The organism is Streptacidiphilus rugosus AM-16, from assembly GCF_000744655.1.
Taxonomy (GTDB): domain Bacteria; phylum Actinomycetota; class Actinomycetes; order Streptomycetales; family Streptomycetaceae; genus Streptacidiphilus; species Streptacidiphilus rugosus.
Genome location: NZ_JQMJ01000004.1, coordinates 2075751 through 2091493 on the forward strand (window position 1 = coordinate 2075751; position 15743 = coordinate 2091493).

Below are 15743 nucleotides of genomic sequence, written 5' to 3' on the forward strand. Positions count from 1 at the left end.
GACGATAAGGCGACGGTCCCTCAACCGGCGCCGCACAGGAGGGCACCCGCCCGTGACCACCACCCCCGCGCCCGCCACGGGCGCCACCTTCGCCGAGCCCGGCGCGACGCCGCTGGCCCTACTGCTCCTCGGCCGCGAGGCGGACACCGCCAGCGAGCGCGGCGTCGACTGCCCCGGCGAGCTCCCGGCCGCCTCCGACCCCGACCTGGTCGCACGCGCCGCCGCGGCCAAGGCCAAGCTGGGCGACAAGGTCTTCATCCTGGGCCACCACTACCAGCGCGACGAGGTCATCCAGTTCGCCGACGTGACCGGCGACTCCTTCAAGCTGGCCCGTGACGCGGCGGCCCGGCCCGAGGCCGAGTACATCGTCTTCTGCGGCGTGCACTTCATGGCCGAGAGCGCGGACATCCTCACCACCTCCCGCCAGCAGGTCGTCCTCCCGGACCTGGCCGCCGGCTGCTCGATGGCCGACATGGCCACCGCCGAGCAGGTCGCCGAGTGCTGGGACCAGCTGGTCGACGCTGGCGTCGCCGACGCCGTCGTCCCGGTGGCCTACATGAACTCCTCCGCGGACATCAAGGCCTTCACCGGCCGCCACGGCGGCACGATCTGCACCTCCTCGAACGCGAAGCGCGCCCTGGAGTGGGCCTTCGAGCAGGGCGAGAAGGTGCTCTTCCTGCCGGACCAGCACCTCGGCCGGAACACGGCCGTCCGCGAGATGGGCCTCTCGCTGGACGACTGCGTGGTCTACAACCCGCACAAGCCGAACGGCGGCCTGACCGCGCAGCAGCTGCGGGACGCGAAGATGATCCTTTGGCGCGGGCACTGCTCGGTGCACGGACGCTTCAGCGTGGACGCGGTGGCCGAGGTCCGCGAGCGGATCCCGGGCGTCACGGTCCTGGTGCACCCGGAGTGCAAGCACGAGGTCGTCGAGGCGGCCGACATGGTGGGCTCGACGGAGTACATCATCAAGGCGCTGGACGCGGCCGAGCCGGGTTCGAAGTGGGCGATCGGCACCGAGCTGAACCTGGTCCGCAGGCTCGCCAAGGCGCACCCGGACAAGGAGGTCGTCTTCCTGGACCGGACGGTCTGCTTCTGCAGCACGATGAACCGCATCGACCTGCCGCACCTGGTCTGGGCCCTGGAGTCGCTGGCGGACGGCCGCGTCCCGAACGTGATCACGGTCGACCCGGACACCGAGAAGTACGCCAAGGCGGCGCTGGACCAGATGCTCGCCCTGCCGTAGGAAGCAAGGCACACACAAGGCGCACAAAGGGGCGCGAGGAACTGCGCGACAAGCCACCCTGTGTGGTGACTCGCCGAACGAGCAGGGCCATCCGCAGTGGGTGGTTGCTCGCGCAGTTCCTCGCGCCCCTTCGGCGTCGTCCCTAGCCCGGGATGAGGCCGTCCGGCTTCAGCAGGGCGCGGACCTCTTCCGCCGTCGCGTCCGCGTACGGCAGCGTCGCGTCGGAGGAGCCCAGGAAGTCGTGCGGGGTCGGCGATCCGCCGGCCCGCACCGCGGCGAGGAGCGCGGCCAGGCTGACCCTGAACTCCTCGTCGTCACCGCTGTCCAGCGCGGCCAGGACCGCGTTGTCCAGCTCGTTGAGGTGATCGACCAGCGTGTCGGGCACCTCGTACTGCCCCTCCGTCAAGATCCTGACGATCACGGCCGGTCTCCCTACTTGTCCAGGTGAGGCTGGTCGTGCGGAGCACCCTGCTGACCCTGCTCGATCGCGGGGGTCGCCGAGGAGCCACCCGTCAGCTCGGCCTTCATCCGGGCGAGCTCGAGCTCGACGTCCGAGCCCGCGGACATGCGGTCCAGCTCGGCCGTGATGTCGTCCTTGCGCATGCCGCTCGGGTCGTCGAGCGCGCCGCTGGCCAGCAGCTCGTCGATCGCGCCCGCGCGCGCCTGCAACTGCGCGGTCTTGTCCTCGGCCCGCTGGATGGCCAGGCCGACGTCGCCCATCTCCTCGGAGATGCCCGAGAAGGACTCCGCGATCTGGGTCTGCGCCTGGGCGGCGCTGTACTGGGCCTTGATGGTCTCCTTCTTGGTACGGAAGGCGTCCACCTTGGCCTGCAGCCGCTGGGAGGCGAGCGTGAGCTTCTCCTCCTCGCCCTGCAGCTGCTGGTACTGGACCTCCAGGTCCTGCACCTGGTTCTGGATGCCGGAGCGGCGGGTCAGCGCCTCCCGGGCCAGGTCCTCGCGGCCGAGGGAGAGCGCCTTGCGGCCCTGCTCCTCCAGCTTCGAGGACTGCTGCTGCAGCTGCTGAAGCTGCAGCTCAAGACGCTTGCGGCTGGTCGCCACGTCGGCGACCCCGCGACGCACCTTCTGCAGCAGTTCGAGCTGCTTCTGGTACGAGTAGTCCAGCGTCTCGCGCGGATCCTCCGCACGATCCAAGGCCTTGTTGGCCTTGGCGCGGAAGATCATTCCCATCCGCTTCATGATTCCGTCGCTCATGGGCTTCGCGCGCCCCCTTCTCCGACCTGCCGGTTTCTCGTACCAAGCCTACGGGTCCGGCGGCCTTCACCGCAGCGTCCCGCGCTGCAACAAGAGTGCTACAGCCGTGACCCCTGTGGCCTCATCCGTGGGGCTGATTGGCCGACCCCCGGCCCTACGCCGCCGGTCGGAGTCCGTCCCGGAGAGATCCTCTACCCGAGGGGCTGGGGAATACACCGGCTGACCACGTACTCTTGCGGTGTGTTCCGACGAAGCTCCCAGGATGCCCCCGCCGACGCCGTGACGCTCGACAAGAGCCGCGACGACGAGGCCGCGGTCGACGTGCCCACCGCCGAGGCGAAGAAGGGCCGCCCCACGCCCAAGCGCAGCGAGGCCGAGGCCAACCGCCGCGGCCGCGCCTACGTGCCGCCGGACCGCAAGGCCGCCGCGCGCAAGGCCCGCGACTCGGGCCGGACGGACCGCGAGCGCCAGATGATGGCGCTGCGCGGCCAGGGCGACCCGCGCGACCTGCCGCCGCGCGACCGGGGCCCGGTGCGCGCCTTCGTCCGCGACTACATCGACTCGCGCTGGACGGTCTTCGAGTTCTTCCTGCCGATCCTGCTGATCATCCTGGTCCTCAGCATCACCAAGATCCCGGTGCTGATCCTGACCTCGATCATCCTGTGGCCGGTCTCCATGGTCCTGATCGTGCTGCAGGCGGCCTGGCTGGTGTTCGGGCTGCGCAAGCAGCTGGCCCAGCGCTTCGCCGGCCAGAACACCAAGGGCGCCGTCGCCTACGCGCTGATGCGCATGATGCAGATGCGCCGCCTGCGCCTGCCGAAGCCCGCCGTCGCGCGGGGGCAGAAGCCCTGACCGAGAGCTTCCCCGGCTACCCCGGCTACTCGTACTCGCCCCTGGAACCACGTCCGGGGGCGGACGAGTCGACGATGGTGCTGCCGGTCCAGCGTGGGTACGACCCCGGCACGGGCCTGCCCACGGGCCCGGTCGGCTTCGCCCCCGGCTCCCGCGCCTGGCTCGCCAAGCTCGGCGGCCTGCGCAACGTCGTGCGCCAGGAACTGGTCGCCCGCCAGCTCGGCGAGCAGCTGACCGGGCGGTTCGGCCCCGACGCCCGGCTGCGCGTCCTGGACGCGGGCTGCGGCCAGGGCACCCAGCTGCTGCGCCTGGCCAGGGCCGGGCACCAGGTCACCGGACTCGACCCGGACCCCGGCACGCTGGCCGCGGCGCAGCAGGCGCTCGCGCTGGAGGCCCCCGCGGTCCAGGCCCGGGTGCAGCTGCTGCACGGCGAGGGCGGCGACTGCGGTCGCTGGTTCGGTCCGGCCAGCTTCGACGTGGTGCTCTGCCACGGCGTGCTGATGTACCTGCCCCAGCCGGAGCCGCTGCTGGCCGCGCTGGCCCGGATACTGGCTCCCGGCGGCCTGCTCTCGGTGCTGGTCCGCAACGGCGACGCGCTCGCGCTCAGGCCCGGCCTGGCCGGGGACTGGCAGGGCGCGCTGGCCGCCTTCGGCGGCGACGCCTACACCAACCGCCTGGGCCTGCCCACCCGCGCCGACCGCCGCGCCGAACTCACCCGCACCTTCTCCGAGCTGGACGTGCCGGTCACCGCCTGGTTCGGGGTTCGGGTCTTCACCGACCAGGCCCCCGACGACGCCCCGGTGCCGCCCGAGCCCGAGCTCGCCCAACTGCTGGACGCGGAGGACCGCGCGGGCCGCACCGACCCCTACCGCCGGGTCGCCGCCCTGCTCCACCTCGTGGGCGCGCGCCGGCTCTAGGGCCTCTCCGGGGGGCGTAGGGTCGGGCCCATGGAGTTTCGTCACTTGGGCCGTAGCGGCCTCGTCATCAGCGAGATCGCCTACGGCAACTGGCTCACCCACGGCTCCCAGGTCGAGGAGGACGCGGCCACCGCCTGCGTCCACGCCGCACTCGACGCGGGGATCACCACCTTCGACACCGCGGACGTCTACGCCGCCACCCGCGCCGAGTCCGTGCTGGGCCGCGCGCTCAAGGGGCAGCGCCGCGAGGGCCTGGAGATCTTCACCAAGGTCTACTGGCCGACCGGCCCCGGCAAGAACGACACCGGCCTGAGCCGCAAGCACGTCATGGAGTCGATCGACGGCTCGCTGCGCCGTCTGCAGACCGACTACGTCGACCTCTACCAGGCCCACCGCTTCGACACGGCGACGCCGCTGGAGGAGACGATGGTCGCCTTCGCCGACATCGTCCACGCGGGCAAGGCCCACTACATCGGCGTCTCCGAGTGGACCGCCGACCAGATCCGCGCCGCGCACGCGCTGGCGAGGGAGCTGCGGATCCCGCTGGTCTCCTCGCAGCCGCAGTACTCCGCGCTGTGGCGGGTCATCGAGGGCGAGGTCGTGCCGACCTGTGAGGAGCTCGGGATCGGCCAGATCGTCTGGTCCCCGATCGCCCAGGGCGTGCTGACGGGCAAGTACCTGCCCGGCGCCGAGCCTCCGGCCGGTTCGCGGGCCACGGACGACAAGGGCGGCGCCAACATGATCTCCCGCTGGCTGCGGGACGACGTGCTGGAGCGCGTGCAGCAGCTCAAGCCGCTCGCGGCGGACGCGGGGCTGACCCTCGCTCAGCTGGCGGTGGCCTGGGTGCTGCAGAACCCGAACGTCTCGGCCGCGATCGTGGGGGCCTCCCGCCCCGAGCAGGTCGCCGAGAACGTCAAGGCCGCGGGCGTGAAGCTCGACTCGGAGCTGCTCAAGCGGATGGACGAGATCCTGGCCCCGGTCGCCGAGTTCGACCCGGCGAAGACGGCCGAGAACTCCCCCAAGGGCCGCGTGCAGTAACCGCACCGCGGACACGGACGAGCCCGCCCCCCGACCTCTCCGGTCGGGGGGCGGGCTCATGTCGGCTCACTGCTCGGTGGGGTGGAGGGACATCGGTCCGTAGATCTTCTGACCGTCCTCCAGGAGGACCACCTGGTCCACACCGTCGGCGAGGAGGTCCTTCCAGATCTCACCGATCCAGGTCTCCGCGTCGCCCTGGGTGGGGAACTCCTCCGTCCCACTGGGCGCGGGCACGGCCGACCCGTCGGCCTTCTCGAACCGCCACGTCCACACCATGCCGGACTCCTCTCCGCAGCTGCGCTCTTCTCGGGTAGGACAGTACCCACAATCCCCGCGCCGCGTACCCGGGCGCGGCCACGGCACAATGGCCGGATGCGGATCTTCAGCGAGCGGACACCCGACGGCTCCAGGCGCTTCGGCCTGGAGCTCACCCCCCGTCGGCCGGCCGCCGCGACGCACCGCACCCTGCTGCTCGGCGGAGCCCGCTCGGGCAAGTCCTCCCTCGCCGAACGGCTGCTCGCCGACGCCGACGACGTCACCTACGTGGCCACCGCGGGCCGACGTGAGGGCGACGCCGAGTGGGCCGAGCGGATCGAGCTGCACCGCGCCCGCAGGCCGGGACGCTGGCGCACGCTGGAGACCTGCGAGCTGGCTCCGCTGCTGGCCGAGCCGGGCGGCCCGGTCCTGGTCGACTGCCTGGCGCTGTGGCTGACCGACGCGATGGACCGCGTCGGCGCGTGGGAGGACGAGGCCTGGTACGGCGGCGGCGAGGCGCGGCTGCGCGAGCGCACCGGCCTGCTGGTCACCGCGCTGCGGCGGACGCCGCGGCGGGTGGTCTCGGTCAGCAACGAGGTCGGCAGCGGGATCGTCCCCGCCACCGCCTCCGGCCGCCGCTTCCGCGACGAACTCGGCCGGCTCAACGCCGCGGTCGCCGGAGTCTGCGAGGACGTGAGGCTGGTCGTCGCCGGTCGCGCGCTGCGATTGGGCGATCAGTGACGGTAACGTTCGGCGCGTGAGCACCTTCGACCTCGACGAGTTCTCCGCGCAGGTGGCGCGGCCCGACGACGAGTACCGCCTCGCCGCGGAGGAGCGCTTCGCCGCGCTCGACCTCCCGCGCGACGCCCTCGGCGAGCTCCAGGACCTGGCCGGATGGCTCGCCGCCGTCCAGGCGCAGGTGCCGACCAGGCCCATCGAGCGGGCGAAGGTGCTGGTCTTCGCCGCCGACCACGGCATCGCCTCGCTCGGCGTCTCCGTCCTCCCGCCGGGCACGACCGCGCGCCGGGTCGCGTCCGTGCTGGACGGCACCGCGCCGGTCAGCGTGCTGGCCCGTCAGTTCGGCGCGCAGGTGCGCGTGGTGGACATGGGTGTGGACGCCGACGAGTCCGCCTTCCCCGCCGAGGTGACGCGCCATCGGATCCGGCGCGGCTCCGGGCGGATCGACGTCGAGAACGCGCTGACCCGCGAGGAGGCGGAGCGCGCCTTCGCCGTCGGCATCGCCCTCGCCGACGAGGAGGCGGACTCCGGCACCGACCTGGTGGTCCTCGGCGATCTCGGCGTCGGTTCGACGACCGTGGCCTCGGTGCTGATCGGCGTGCTGTGCGGCACCGACGCGGCGGCGGTCACCGGCCGCGGCTCCGGCATCGACGACCGCCTCTGGATGGTGAAGTGCGCCGCGGTCAGGGACGCGCTGCGCCGGGCCCGTCCGGTGCTGGCCGACCAGATCGACCTGCTCGCCGCGGTCGGCGGCGCGGACTTCGCGGCCATGTCCGGGTTCCTGCTGCAGTGCGCGCTGCGCCGCATGCCGGTGCTGCTGGACGGCGTCGTCTCGACCGCCTGCGCGCTGGTCGCCCAGCGGATCGCCTTCCGCGCCCCCGAGTGGTGGCGCGCGGGCCAGGTCACCGGCGAACCGGCCCAGGCCAAGGCCTACGAGCGGATGAGCGTCACCCCGCTGCAGAACCAGCGCGTCTCGGCGGGCGGGGGCGCGGGCGCACTGATGTCCCTCCCCCTGCTCCGGGCCGCGGCGGCGCTTCTCGCCGAACTCCCGCTGCCGGCCCCGGCGGAGGAGGAGCCGAAGCCCGACGAGCACATATCCGCCGCCGCGACGGAGCCCTCCTCGGCTGACGGCGCCGAGGGCTGACGGCGTTGCTGGGACTGTTCGAGGCGCTGAGGTTCGCTTTCGGGACCCTGTCGGTGCTGCCGGTGCGGGTGAGCCGCTGGGACCGGCCGACCGCCGGGCGGGCGATGGCGATCGCGCCGGTGGTGGGGGTGGTGCTCGGCGCGCTCGCCGCGGGCGTCGCCGCGGCCCTGGCGTGGGCGGACGGCGGGTCGCTGCTGGCGGCCGTGGCCGGGATCGCCGCCCTGGCCGGGCTGACCCGGGGGCTGCATCTGGACGGACTGGCCGACGTGGCCGACGGGCTGGGCAGCAGCCGCCCGCCCGCCGCCGCACTCAAGATCATGAAGGCCTCGGACATCGGCCCCTTCGGGGTCCTGGTCCTGCTGCTCACGCTGTTCGCGCAGATCGCCGCCGTCGCCCGCTGCTTCGACCTGGGGCTGGAGAAGGGCGCGTTCGCCCTCCTGCTCGCCGGGGCCGTCTCCCGCACCACGCTGCTGCTCGGCTGCCGGGACGGTGTGCCCTCCGCACGTGAGGACGGACTCGGCGCCATGGTCGCCGGGACCGTCCGCGGCCGGCACGTGGCCCTGATCGCGCTGACGACGGTGACGGTGCTCGCGCTCGGCGCCTACGGCCTCGCCGACTCCGGGGGCAACCGGCTTCCGCTCGCACTCGGCACCCTGGTCGCCGCCGTGGTCGCGATCGCCCTGGCGTCACTCCTCCTGACGCACTGCGTGCGTCGTTTCGGCGGAATGACCGGAGATGTCCTGGGTGCGATGGTGGAGTCCTCGGCAACGGCCGCGTTGCTGGTCTGGACGCTTTTCGCTGCTGCCACCCCGTAGCGGGGTGCTGTCTCAAGATTTCGGCGTCCGAGGCGGCACGAGGGCCCATTATGCGGACTACCATGCCAGGAGCCGGTTCCTGTCCCGCCGCGACGCGCCGACGCGCGCCCACGGCAGAAGTGCGCCCCCGCACCCGGACATGCGAACCACTACGAGTCGACAGAACAGGACGCAATCCGTGACTGCAGTGTCTTTGAGCACCTCCACGGCCGCCGCGCTGCGCGCGGACGCCGTCGTCGTGGCCGTGGCCAAGGGCCCGAAGGGCCTGGTACTGGCTCCGGGCTCGGAGGCGGTCGATGAGGCGTTCGACGGCAAGCTCGCCGAGGTCCTCGCCACCCTCGGCGCCACCGGCGCCGAGGGCGAGGCCGTCAAGGTGCCGGCCGCCGCCACGCTGAAGGCCCCGCTGGTGCTGGCCGTCGGCCTGGGCGAGGCGGCCGAGGGCGGCTACGCCGCCGAGGCGCTGCGCAAGGCCGCCGGTGTCGCCGCGCGCACCCTGCACGGCAGCAAGAAGGCCGCCCTCGCGCTGCCCGCCACCGAGGCCGACGCCGTCGAGGCCGTCGCCCTGGGCGCGCTGCTCGGCGCGTACACCTTCACCGCCTGCCGCAGCGACGCCGCCAAGGCCGAGGCCAAGACCCCCCTCACCGAGGTCGTCCTCGTCGGCGGCAAGCGCGGCGACAAGGCGGCCAAGGCCGCCGTCGAGCGCGCCACCGTGCTGGCCGAGGAGATGAACCGGGCCCGCGACCTGGTCAACCAGCCGCCGAACGACCTCTTCCCCAAGTCCTTCGCCGAGATCGCCACCGCGGCGGCCAAGGAGCACGGCCTCAAGATCGAGGTCCTCGACGAGAAGGCGCTGACCAAGGGCGGCTTCGGCGGCATCCTCGGCGTCGGCGGCGGCTCGGCCCGCGCGCCGCGCCTGGTGAAGATCGCCTACACCCACCCGAAGGCCAAGGGCTCGCTCGCCTTCGTCGGCAAGGGCATCACCTACGACTCGGGCGGCATCTCGCTCAAGCCGGCCGGCCACAACGAGACGATGAAGTGCGACATGGCCGGCGCCGGCGCCGTCTTCGCCTCCGTCATCGCCGCCGCGCGCCTGGGCCTCCAGGTCAACGTCACCGGCTGGCTGGCGCTGGCCGAGAACATGCCCTCCGGCTCCGCCACCCGCCCCGGCGACGTGCTGCGGATGTACGGCGGCAAGACCGTCGAGGTGCTCAACACCGACGCCGAGGGCCGCCTGGTGCTGGCCGACGCGATCGTCCGCGCCGGCGAGGAGAAGCCGGACGCCATCGTCGACGTGGCGACCCTGACCGGCGCCATGATGATGGCGCTGGGCAGCCGCACCTTCGGCGTGATGGCCAACGACGACGCCTTCCGCGAGACCGTGCACACCCTGGCCGAGTCCGCCGGCGAGCCGGCCTGGCCGATGCCGCTGCCCGCGCACCTGCGCGGCGGCATGGACTCCACCGTGGCCGACATCGCGAACATGGGCGAGCGGATGGGCGGCGGCCTGGTCGCCGGCCTGTTCCTCAAGGAGTTCGTCGCCGACGGCATCACCTGGGCGCACCTGGACATCGCCGGTCCGGCGTTCAACGAGGCGGCCCCGTTCGGCTACACCCCCAAGGGCGGCACCGCCACGGCCGTGCGCACCCTGGTCGCCCTGGCCGAGCACGCGGCCGACGGCAAACTCTGACGGCTCCACCCGTCGCCGAGGCGGCTCCGACCGCTACGCACGGGTAACCCGTGACCCGACCTCCGGCTTCGTTCGCCATCAGCGAACAGAGTCGGAGGTCCGTCTTTTCCCCGGCCGCGGACCCCGGTGACCTGGGGCCCTTGCTGCCACTGGAATTCGGCTCTCGACCTGCGGAAACAGACATTTCCGAGCGAGCCGCCCGGCTCTCCGCACCCGTTTCGCGCTGTCCACACCCTGGCCCGGTCCATCACCACCAGGCAACAAGTGCGAGGATGTATCTCCGGCACGACGGGTCTCCTCACAAGGGAGCACCACACCCGGCCGGCGATCGACCGGGAGCATCCGCACCCCCCGCACGCTTTGCATGGAGGACGTGACGTGGCGAACGACGCCAGCACCGTTTTCGACGTAGTCATTCTCGGAGGCGGAAGCGGCGGATACGCCGCGGCGCTGCGGGCGGCCCAGCTGGGCCTCCAGGTCGCGCTGATCGAGAAGAACAAGCTCGGTGGCACCTGCCTGCACCAGGGCTGCATCCCGACCAAGGCGCTGCTGCACGCCGGCGAGGTCGCCGACCAGACCCGCGAGGCCGCCGGCTTCGGCGTGAAGGCCACCTTCGAGGGCATCGACATCAACGCGGTCCACGCGTACAAGGACGGCGTCATCTCCGGCCTGTACAAGGGCCTGCAGGGCCTGGTGGCCAGCCGCAAGATCACCTACGTCGAGGGCGAGGGACGCCTGTCCTCCGCGACCTCCGTGGACGTGAACGGGCAGCGCTACACCGGCCGCCACATCCTGCTGGCCACCGGCTCCGTGCCGAAGTCCCTGCCGGGCCTGGCCATCGACGGCAACCGCATCATCTCCTCGGACCACGCGCTCACCCTGGACCGCGTCCCGCAGTCCGCGATCGTGCTCGGCGGCGGCGTCATCGGCGTCGAGTTCGCGTCGGTCTGGAAGTCCTTCGGCGCCCAGGTCACCATCATCGAGGCGCTGCCGCACCTGGCCCCGCTGGAGGACGAGAACTCCTCCAAGCTGCTGGAGCGCGCCTTCCGCAAGCGCGGCATCAAGTTCGAGCTGGGCGCGCGCTTCGCGGGCGTCGAGTACACCGAGAACGGCGTCCGCGCCACCCTGGAGAACGGCAAGACCGTCGAGGCCGAGCTCATGCTCGTCGCCGTCGGCCGCGGCCCGGTCTCGCAGGGTCTCGGCTACGAGGAGGCCGGCGTCGCGATGGACCGCGGCTACGTCCTGGTCGACGAGTACTGCCGCACCAACGTGCCGACCATCTCCGCCGTGGGCGACCTGATCCCGACCCTGCAGCTGGCCCACGTCGGCTTCGCCGAGGGCATCCTGGTCGCCGAGCGCCTGGCCGGTCTGAAGACCGTGCCGATCGACTACGACGGCGTCCCGCGCGTGACCTACTGCAACCCCGAGGTCGCCTCCGTGGGCATCACCGAGGCCAAGGCCAAGGAGATCTACGGGGACGACAAGGTCGTCACCGCCAAGTTCAACCTGGCCGGCAACGGCAAGAGCAAGATCCTCAAGACCGCCGGCGAGATCAAGCTGGTCCAGGTCAAGGACGGAGCGGTCGTCGGCGTGCACATGGTCGGCGAGCGCATGGGCGAGCAGGTCGGCGAGGCCCAGCTGATCTACAACTGGGAGGCCCTGCCCGCCGAGGTGGCCCAGCTGATCCACGCGCACCCGACCCAGAGCGAGGCGCTGGGCGAGGCCCACCTCGCGCTGGCGGGCAAGCCGTTGCACAATCACGACTGACCTCCCCTCGTCGCACGCCAACCATCCGTACGCACCACAAGGAGCAACTGAAACCATGGCGGTCTCAGTAACACTGCCCGCACTCGGCGAGAGCGTGACCGAGGGCACCGTCACCCGTTGGCTCAAGGCCGAGGGCGAGCGCGTCGAGGTCGACGAGCCGCTGCTCGAGGTCTCCACCGACAAGGTCGACACCGAGATCCCGGCCCCCGCGTCCGGCATCCTCGCCTCGATCAAGGTCGGCGAGGACGAGACGGTCGAGGTCGGCGCCGAGCTGGCCATCATCGACGACGGCTCCGGCGCGCCGGTCCCGGCCGCCGCGCCCGCCGCCGCTGCCGCCCCGGCCCCGGTCGAGGCTCCCGCCCCGGTCGCCGCCGCGCCGGCCCCCGTCGCCGACGCCGCCCCGGCCGCAGCCCCCGCCGGCGGTGCCGCCGGCACCCCGGTGACCCTGCCCGCGCTGGGCGAGTCGGTCACCGAGGGCACCGTCACCCGCTGGCTCAAGGCCGTCGGCGAGACCATCGAGGTCGACGAGCCGCTGCTCGAGGTCTCCACCGACAAGGTCGACACCGAGATCCCGGCCCCGGTCGGCGGTGTCCTGCTGGAGATCCTCGTCGGCGAGGACGAGACCGCCGAGGTCGGCGCGAAGCTCGCCGTCATCGGCGCTCCCGGTGCCGCCCCGCCGCCGCTCCGGCCCCGGCCGCCCCGGCTCCGGCCGCCGCCCCGGCTCCCGCTGCCCCGGTCGCGCCCGCTCCGGTCGCCCCGGTGGCCGCTCCGGCCCGGTCGCCGCCCCGGCTCCGGTCGCGCCCGCTCCGGTGGCCCCGGCCGCCCCGGTCGCCGCCGCCCCCGTCGCCGCCGCTCCGGCCGCCGCGGAGGCGTCCGACGCCTACGTGACGCCGCTGGTCCGCAAGCTGGCCTCGGAGAACGGCATCGACCTCGGTTCCGTCAAGGGCACCGGCGTCGGCGGTCGCATCCGCAAGCAGGACGTCCTGGCCGCCGCCGAGGCCGCCCGCGCCGCCGCTGCCGCCCCGGCCGCGTCCGTCGGTGGGGCCGCGACCGGCGCCCCGAAGGCGCCGACGACCATCGCCGCGGCCTCCCCGCTGCGTGGTCAGACGGTCAAGATGACCCGCATGCGCAAGGTCATCGCCGACAACATGGTCAAGGCGCTGCACACCGCGGCCCAGCTGACCACGGTCGTCGAGGTCGACGTCACCAACATCATGCGGCTGCGCGCGCAGGCCAAGAACGGCTTCGCCGCCCGTGAGGGCGTCAAGCTCTCGCCGATGCCCTTCTTCGTGAAGGCCGCGGCCGAGGCGCTCAAGGCCCACCCGGTGATCAACGCGTCGATCAACGACGACGAGGGCACCATCACCTACCACGCCGTCGAGAACATCGGCATCGCGGTGGACACCGAGCGCGGCCTGATGGTCCCGGTCATCCACGAGGCGGGCGACCTGAACATCGCCGGCATCGCCAAGAAGACCGCCGACCTGGCCGCCCGCACCCGTGACAGCAAGGTCACCCCGGACGAGCTGTCCGGCGGCACCTTCACCATCACCAACACGGGCTCGCGCGGCGCGCTGTTCGACACCCCGATCTTCACGCCGCCGACGGTCGCCATCCTCGGCATCGGCGCGACGGTCAAGCGTCCGGTCGTCATCGAGAGCCCGGAACTGGGCACGACCATCGCCGTGCGCGACATGGTCTACCTGGCCCTCTCCTACGACCACCGGATCGTGGACGGCGCGGACGCGGCCCGCTTCCTGGGCACGCTGAAGGCCCGTCTGGAGGAAGGCGCGTTCGAGGGCGACCTCGGGCTGTAGTCCCGCCCGGCCGCGCCGCGGTCGGTGACGCCGTGGGCCCCGCTCCCCTTCGGGAGCGGGGCCCACGGCGTTTCGCGTGCGTCAGGGCCGCCGGACGGCGATGCTGGAGGGCGTGATGGACGAGACGGACTTCTGGCTGCTGATCGACGAGACCCGGGACGAGTCCCAGGGCGACCCGGTCGAACACGCCGATCTGCTCGTCGAACGCCTCGTCGAGCGGACGCCCGACGAGGTGCTCGACTTCTCGCGCCTGTTCGAGGCCCGGATGACCCGGGCCTGGCGGACCGACGTGTGGGGCGCCGCCGACCTGCTCCTCGGCGGGGCCGGCGAGGACGCCTTCGAGTACTTCTGCGCGTGGCTGATCGGCCAGGGCAGGGAGGTCTTCGAGGGCGCTCTGGCCGACCCCGACGACCTCTCGGTGCTCGTCCCCGAGTTCGACGACGAGGAGGACGGCGACGCCGAGGAGCTGGGGTACGCGGGCGACCGCGCCTACGAGCAGCTCACCGGGCTGCACGTGCCCGACCTCGGCCGAAGGACGAACGACCCGCTGGGGACCGAGTTCGACTTCGACGACCCACGCGTGATGGAGCAGCGCTTCCCCCAGCTGTGGGACCGCTACGGCGGCTGAGAGTCCGCCGCGCCGCCACCCGCTCCCCGTTCGCAGCGGTGACAGCTGTTACAGCGCGATGCCCATCAGCACGTCGTCCCGGTACTCGCCGGCGACGAAGAACTCGTCCGGCTGGACCCCGGTGACGGTGAAGCCCGCCTTCTCGTAGAGCGCCCTGGCCACGGTGTTGCCGCCGAGCACCCGCAGGGTCACCCGGTGCGCGCCCTGCTCCCTGGCGCGGTCGAGCGCGGCGTCGACGAGGCGACGCCCGAGGCCGTGACCGCGCAGCTCCGGCGCGACGCCGAGGCCCATGATGGTGCGGATGTGCGCGTTGCTCGGCAGCGGGATCGGCTGGACCAGGCGGACCCACCCGACGATCTCCGGCCCGGCCGGTCCCGTGCGCTCGGCGACGAGCATGTGCTCGGGCTGGTGCCGCTCGTCCGCGAAGGCGGTGCTCTCCGCGGTCGGCGGGTCGGGCTTCTCACTGACGTCGGAGACGGTGGACCAGCAGCGGTGGTCGAGCACGTAGACGGCGTGGCCGTCGCCCGCGACGGCCGGACGAATGAGCGGCTGGGATTCTCCGTGTTCCATGGCGGGAGCCTACGCGTTCCCTACGTGCCCGCCTGATTCAATGGCGTCATGCGCATCGCGGTCACCGGCTCGACCGGGCTCATCGGCTCCGCACTGGTCCGCTCGCTGCTGGACGACGGGCACGAGGTGGTCCGGGTGGTCCGGCGGGAGCCGCAGGAGCGCGCCGACGGGAGTGTGGAGATCCGCTGGAACCCGCCGCTGCGGGCGATCGACCGCAAGGGCCTGGAGGGTGTCGACGCCGCGGTCCACCTGGCCGGCGAGGGCATCGCCTCGCACCGCTGGACGGCCCGCCAGAAGCGTCGCATCCACGACAGCCGGGTCCTCGGCACGGCGACCCTCGCGGACGCCCTGGCCGGGCTCCCCAAGCCCCCGCGGGTCCTGGTCTCGGCCTCGGCCGTCGGCTACTACGGCCAGACCGGCGACGCGGTCGTCGACGAGTCGGCCCCGGCCGGCGGCGACTACCTGGCCCGGGTCTGCGTCGAGTGGGAGGCCGCGACGGCCCCGGCCTCGGACGCGGGCATCCGGGTCGCCCACTCCCGGACCGGCCTGGTGGTCGGCGCCGACGGCGGCGCGTTCGACCGGCTCTTCCCGCTGTTCAAACTGGGCCTCGGCGGGCGTCTGGGCTCCGGCGAGCAGTACTGGAGCTTCATCTCGCTGCGCGACGAGGTCGCCGCGCTGCGGCACCTGATCGACACGGCGGGCCTCTCCGGCGCGTTCAACCTGACCGCGCCGGTCCCCGTGACGAACGCGGAGATCACCGCCGCGATGGGCCGCGTGCTGCGGCGCCCCGCGGTGCTGGCCGTCCCGGAGTTCGCGCTGAAGCTGGCGCTGGGCGAGATGGCCGTCGAGGTCGTCGGCAGCCACCGCTGTGTCCCCACCCGCCTCCTCGACTCCGGCTTCCGCTTCGCCCACACGACGATCGACCAGGCGATCCAGTCGGCGCTGTAGGCAGTGCAGCCAGTTGCAGCGACCTCAGGGGCCCACCCCGTGCGGATGGCCCTGCGCGTTGAGGACCATCCGCACATCAGTGGCTTGTCGCGCACGCAGTTGCTCGCGC

14 protein-coding genes and 2 pseudogenes are annotated in these 15743 nt (G+C 72.7%); 12 read left to right on the forward strand and 4 right to left on the reverse strand.

The window, feature by feature from the left end:
* Nucleotides 1-52: 52 nt before the first annotated feature.
* Entirely contained in the window at nucleotides 53-1246 is a 1194-nt protein-coding gene (nadA, locus tag BS83_RS18550) for a quinolinate synthase NadA (RefSeq protein WP_037604861.1), read from the forward strand.
* 142 nt (nucleotides 1247-1388) lie between these two features.
* Here the strand turns inward: nadA and pspAA are convergent, their stop codons facing one another.
* Both pspAA and BS83_RS18560 read right to left on the reverse strand, forming a co-directional pair.
* Nucleotides 1389-1667, reverse strand: coding sequence for a PspA-associated protein PspAA (gene pspAA, locus BS83_RS18555; protein WP_037604863.1), 279 nt, complete (start codon nucleotides 1665-1667; stop codon nucleotides 1389-1391).
* Nucleotides 1668-1678: 11 nt separating this feature from the next.
* Nucleotides 1679-2443, reverse strand: a complete 765-nt coding sequence (locus BS83_RS18560; protein ID WP_037604864.1) for a PspA/IM30 family protein — start codon at nucleotides 2441-2443, stop codon at nucleotides 1679-1681.
* 255 nt (nucleotides 2444-2698) lie between these two features.
* Between BS83_RS18560 and BS83_RS18565 the strand changes: the two genes are divergently transcribed.
* From BS83_RS18565 to BS83_RS18575, 3 genes are all read left to right on the forward strand, one after another.
* The gene (locus tag BS83_RS18565; protein WP_063774191.1) at nucleotides 2699-3310 is read left to right on the forward strand and encodes a DUF3043 domain-containing protein; all 612 of its coding nucleotides are present in this window, start codon (nucleotides 2699-2701) and stop codon (nucleotides 3308-3310) included.
* 74 nt (nucleotides 3311-3384) lie between these two features.
* Nucleotides 3385-4227, forward strand: a complete 843-nt coding sequence (locus BS83_RS18570) for a methyltransferase domain-containing protein (RefSeq protein ID WP_084713659.1) — start codon at nucleotides 3385-3387, stop codon at nucleotides 4225-4227.
* A 30-nt stretch (nucleotides 4228-4257) separates the two neighbouring features.
* Nucleotides 4258-5265: an aldo/keto reductase family protein gene (locus BS83_RS18575; RefSeq protein WP_037604865.1), complete on the forward strand. Its 1008-nt coding sequence runs from the start codon at nucleotides 4258-4260 to the stop codon at nucleotides 5263-5265.
* Nucleotides 5266-5331: 66 nt separating this feature from the next.
* Here BS83_RS18575 and BS83_RS18580 read toward each other — a convergent pair whose 3' ends face one another.
* The gene (locus BS83_RS18580; protein WP_037604866.1) at nucleotides 5332-5541 is read right to left on the reverse strand and encodes a hypothetical protein; all 210 of its coding nucleotides are present in this window, start codon (nucleotides 5539-5541) and stop codon (nucleotides 5332-5334) included.
* A gap of 183 nt (nucleotides 5542-5724) precedes the next feature.
* Here BS83_RS18580 and BS83_RS18585 point away from each other — a divergent pair.
* The 7 genes and pseudogenes from BS83_RS18585 to BS83_RS18615 form a co-directional block, all read left to right on the forward strand.
* Nucleotides 5725-6261, forward strand: a pseudogene (locus BS83_RS18585) (bifunctional adenosylcobinamide kinase/adenosylcobinamide-phosphate guanylyltransferase); the annotation flags it as partial.
* 16 nt (nucleotides 6262-6277) lie between these two features.
* Nucleotides 6278-7402 (forward strand): nicotinate-nucleotide--dimethylbenzimidazole phosphoribosyltransferase, encoded by a 1125-nt coding sequence (gene cobT / locus BS83_RS18590; protein ID WP_037604868.1) that lies wholly within the window; start codon nucleotides 6278-6280, stop codon nucleotides 7400-7402.
* A 5-nt stretch (nucleotides 7403-7407) separates the two neighbouring features.
* The gene (locus BS83_RS18595) at nucleotides 7408-8217 is read left to right on the forward strand and encodes an adenosylcobinamide-GDP ribazoletransferase (protein WP_332262340.1); all 810 of its coding nucleotides are present in this window, start codon (nucleotides 7408-7410) and stop codon (nucleotides 8215-8217) included.
* 178 nt (nucleotides 8218-8395) lie between these two features.
* Complete coding sequence (locus BS83_RS18600; protein WP_037604871.1) at nucleotides 8396-9904, forward strand: leucyl aminopeptidase; 1509 nt, start codon at nucleotides 8396-8398, stop codon at nucleotides 9902-9904.
* Nucleotides 9905-10282: 378 nt separating this feature from the next.
* Nucleotides 10283-11671 carry a dihydrolipoyl dehydrogenase gene (gene lpdA / locus BS83_RS18605; protein WP_037604873.1) on the forward strand — a complete coding sequence of 463 codons (1389 nt, stop codon included), beginning with the start codon at nucleotides 10283-10285 and terminating at the stop codon, nucleotides 11669-11671.
* A gap of 55 nt (nucleotides 11672-11726) precedes the next feature.
* Nucleotides 11727-13488 (forward strand): annotated as a pseudogene (gene sucB / locus BS83_RS18610) (2-oxoglutarate dehydrogenase, E2 component, dihydrolipoamide succinyltransferase).
* A 115-nt stretch (nucleotides 13489-13603) separates the two neighbouring features.
* Nucleotides 13604-14116, forward strand: a complete 513-nt coding sequence (locus BS83_RS18615; protein WP_037609341.1) for a DUF4240 domain-containing protein — start codon at nucleotides 13604-13606, stop codon at nucleotides 14114-14116.
* A gap of 48 nt (nucleotides 14117-14164) precedes the next feature.
* On the opposite strand, the gene BS83_RS18620 is transcribed toward BS83_RS18615, so the two are convergent.
* Nucleotides 14165-14686 (reverse strand): GNAT family N-acetyltransferase, encoded by a 522-nt coding sequence (locus BS83_RS18620; RefSeq protein WP_037604874.1) that lies wholly within the window; start codon nucleotides 14684-14686, stop codon nucleotides 14165-14167.
* Between the two features lie 48 nt (nucleotides 14687-14734).
* Here BS83_RS18620 and BS83_RS18625 point away from each other — a divergent pair, with 48 nt between their 5' ends.
* Entirely contained in the window at nucleotides 14735-15634 is a 900-nt protein-coding gene (locus BS83_RS18625; RefSeq protein ID WP_037604875.1) for a TIGR01777 family oxidoreductase, read from the forward strand.
* Nucleotides 15635-15743 lie beyond the last annotated feature (109 nt).

Coding starts and splice junctions, on each gene's coding strand:
- BS83_RS18560 (WP_037604864.1), bottom strand. CDS start 2,443: ATGAAGCGGATGGGAATGATCTTCCGCGCCAAGGCCAACAAGGCCTTG.
- BS83_RS18570 (WP_084713659.1), top strand. CDS start 3,385: ATGGTGCTGCCGGTCCAGCGTGGGTACGACCCCGGCACGGGCCTGCCC.
- BS83_RS18575 (WP_037604865.1), top strand. CDS start 4,258: ATGGAGTTTCGTCACTTGGGCCGTAGCGGCCTCGTCATCAGCGAGATC.
- BS83_RS18580 (WP_037604866.1), bottom strand. CDS start 5,541: ATGGTGTGGACGTGGCGGTTCGAGAAGGCCGACGGGTCGGCCGTGCCC.
- BS83_RS18615 (WP_037609341.1), top strand. CDS start 13,604: ATGGACGAGACGGACTTCTGGCTGCTGATCGACGAGACCCGGGACGAG.
- BS83_RS18620 (WP_037604874.1), bottom strand. CDS start 14,686: ATGGAACACGGAGAATCCCAGCCGCTCATTCGTCCGGCCGTCGCGGGC.
- BS83_RS18625 (WP_037604875.1), top strand. CDS start 14,735: ATGCGCATCGCGGTCACCGGCTCGACCGGGCTCATCGGCTCCGCACTG.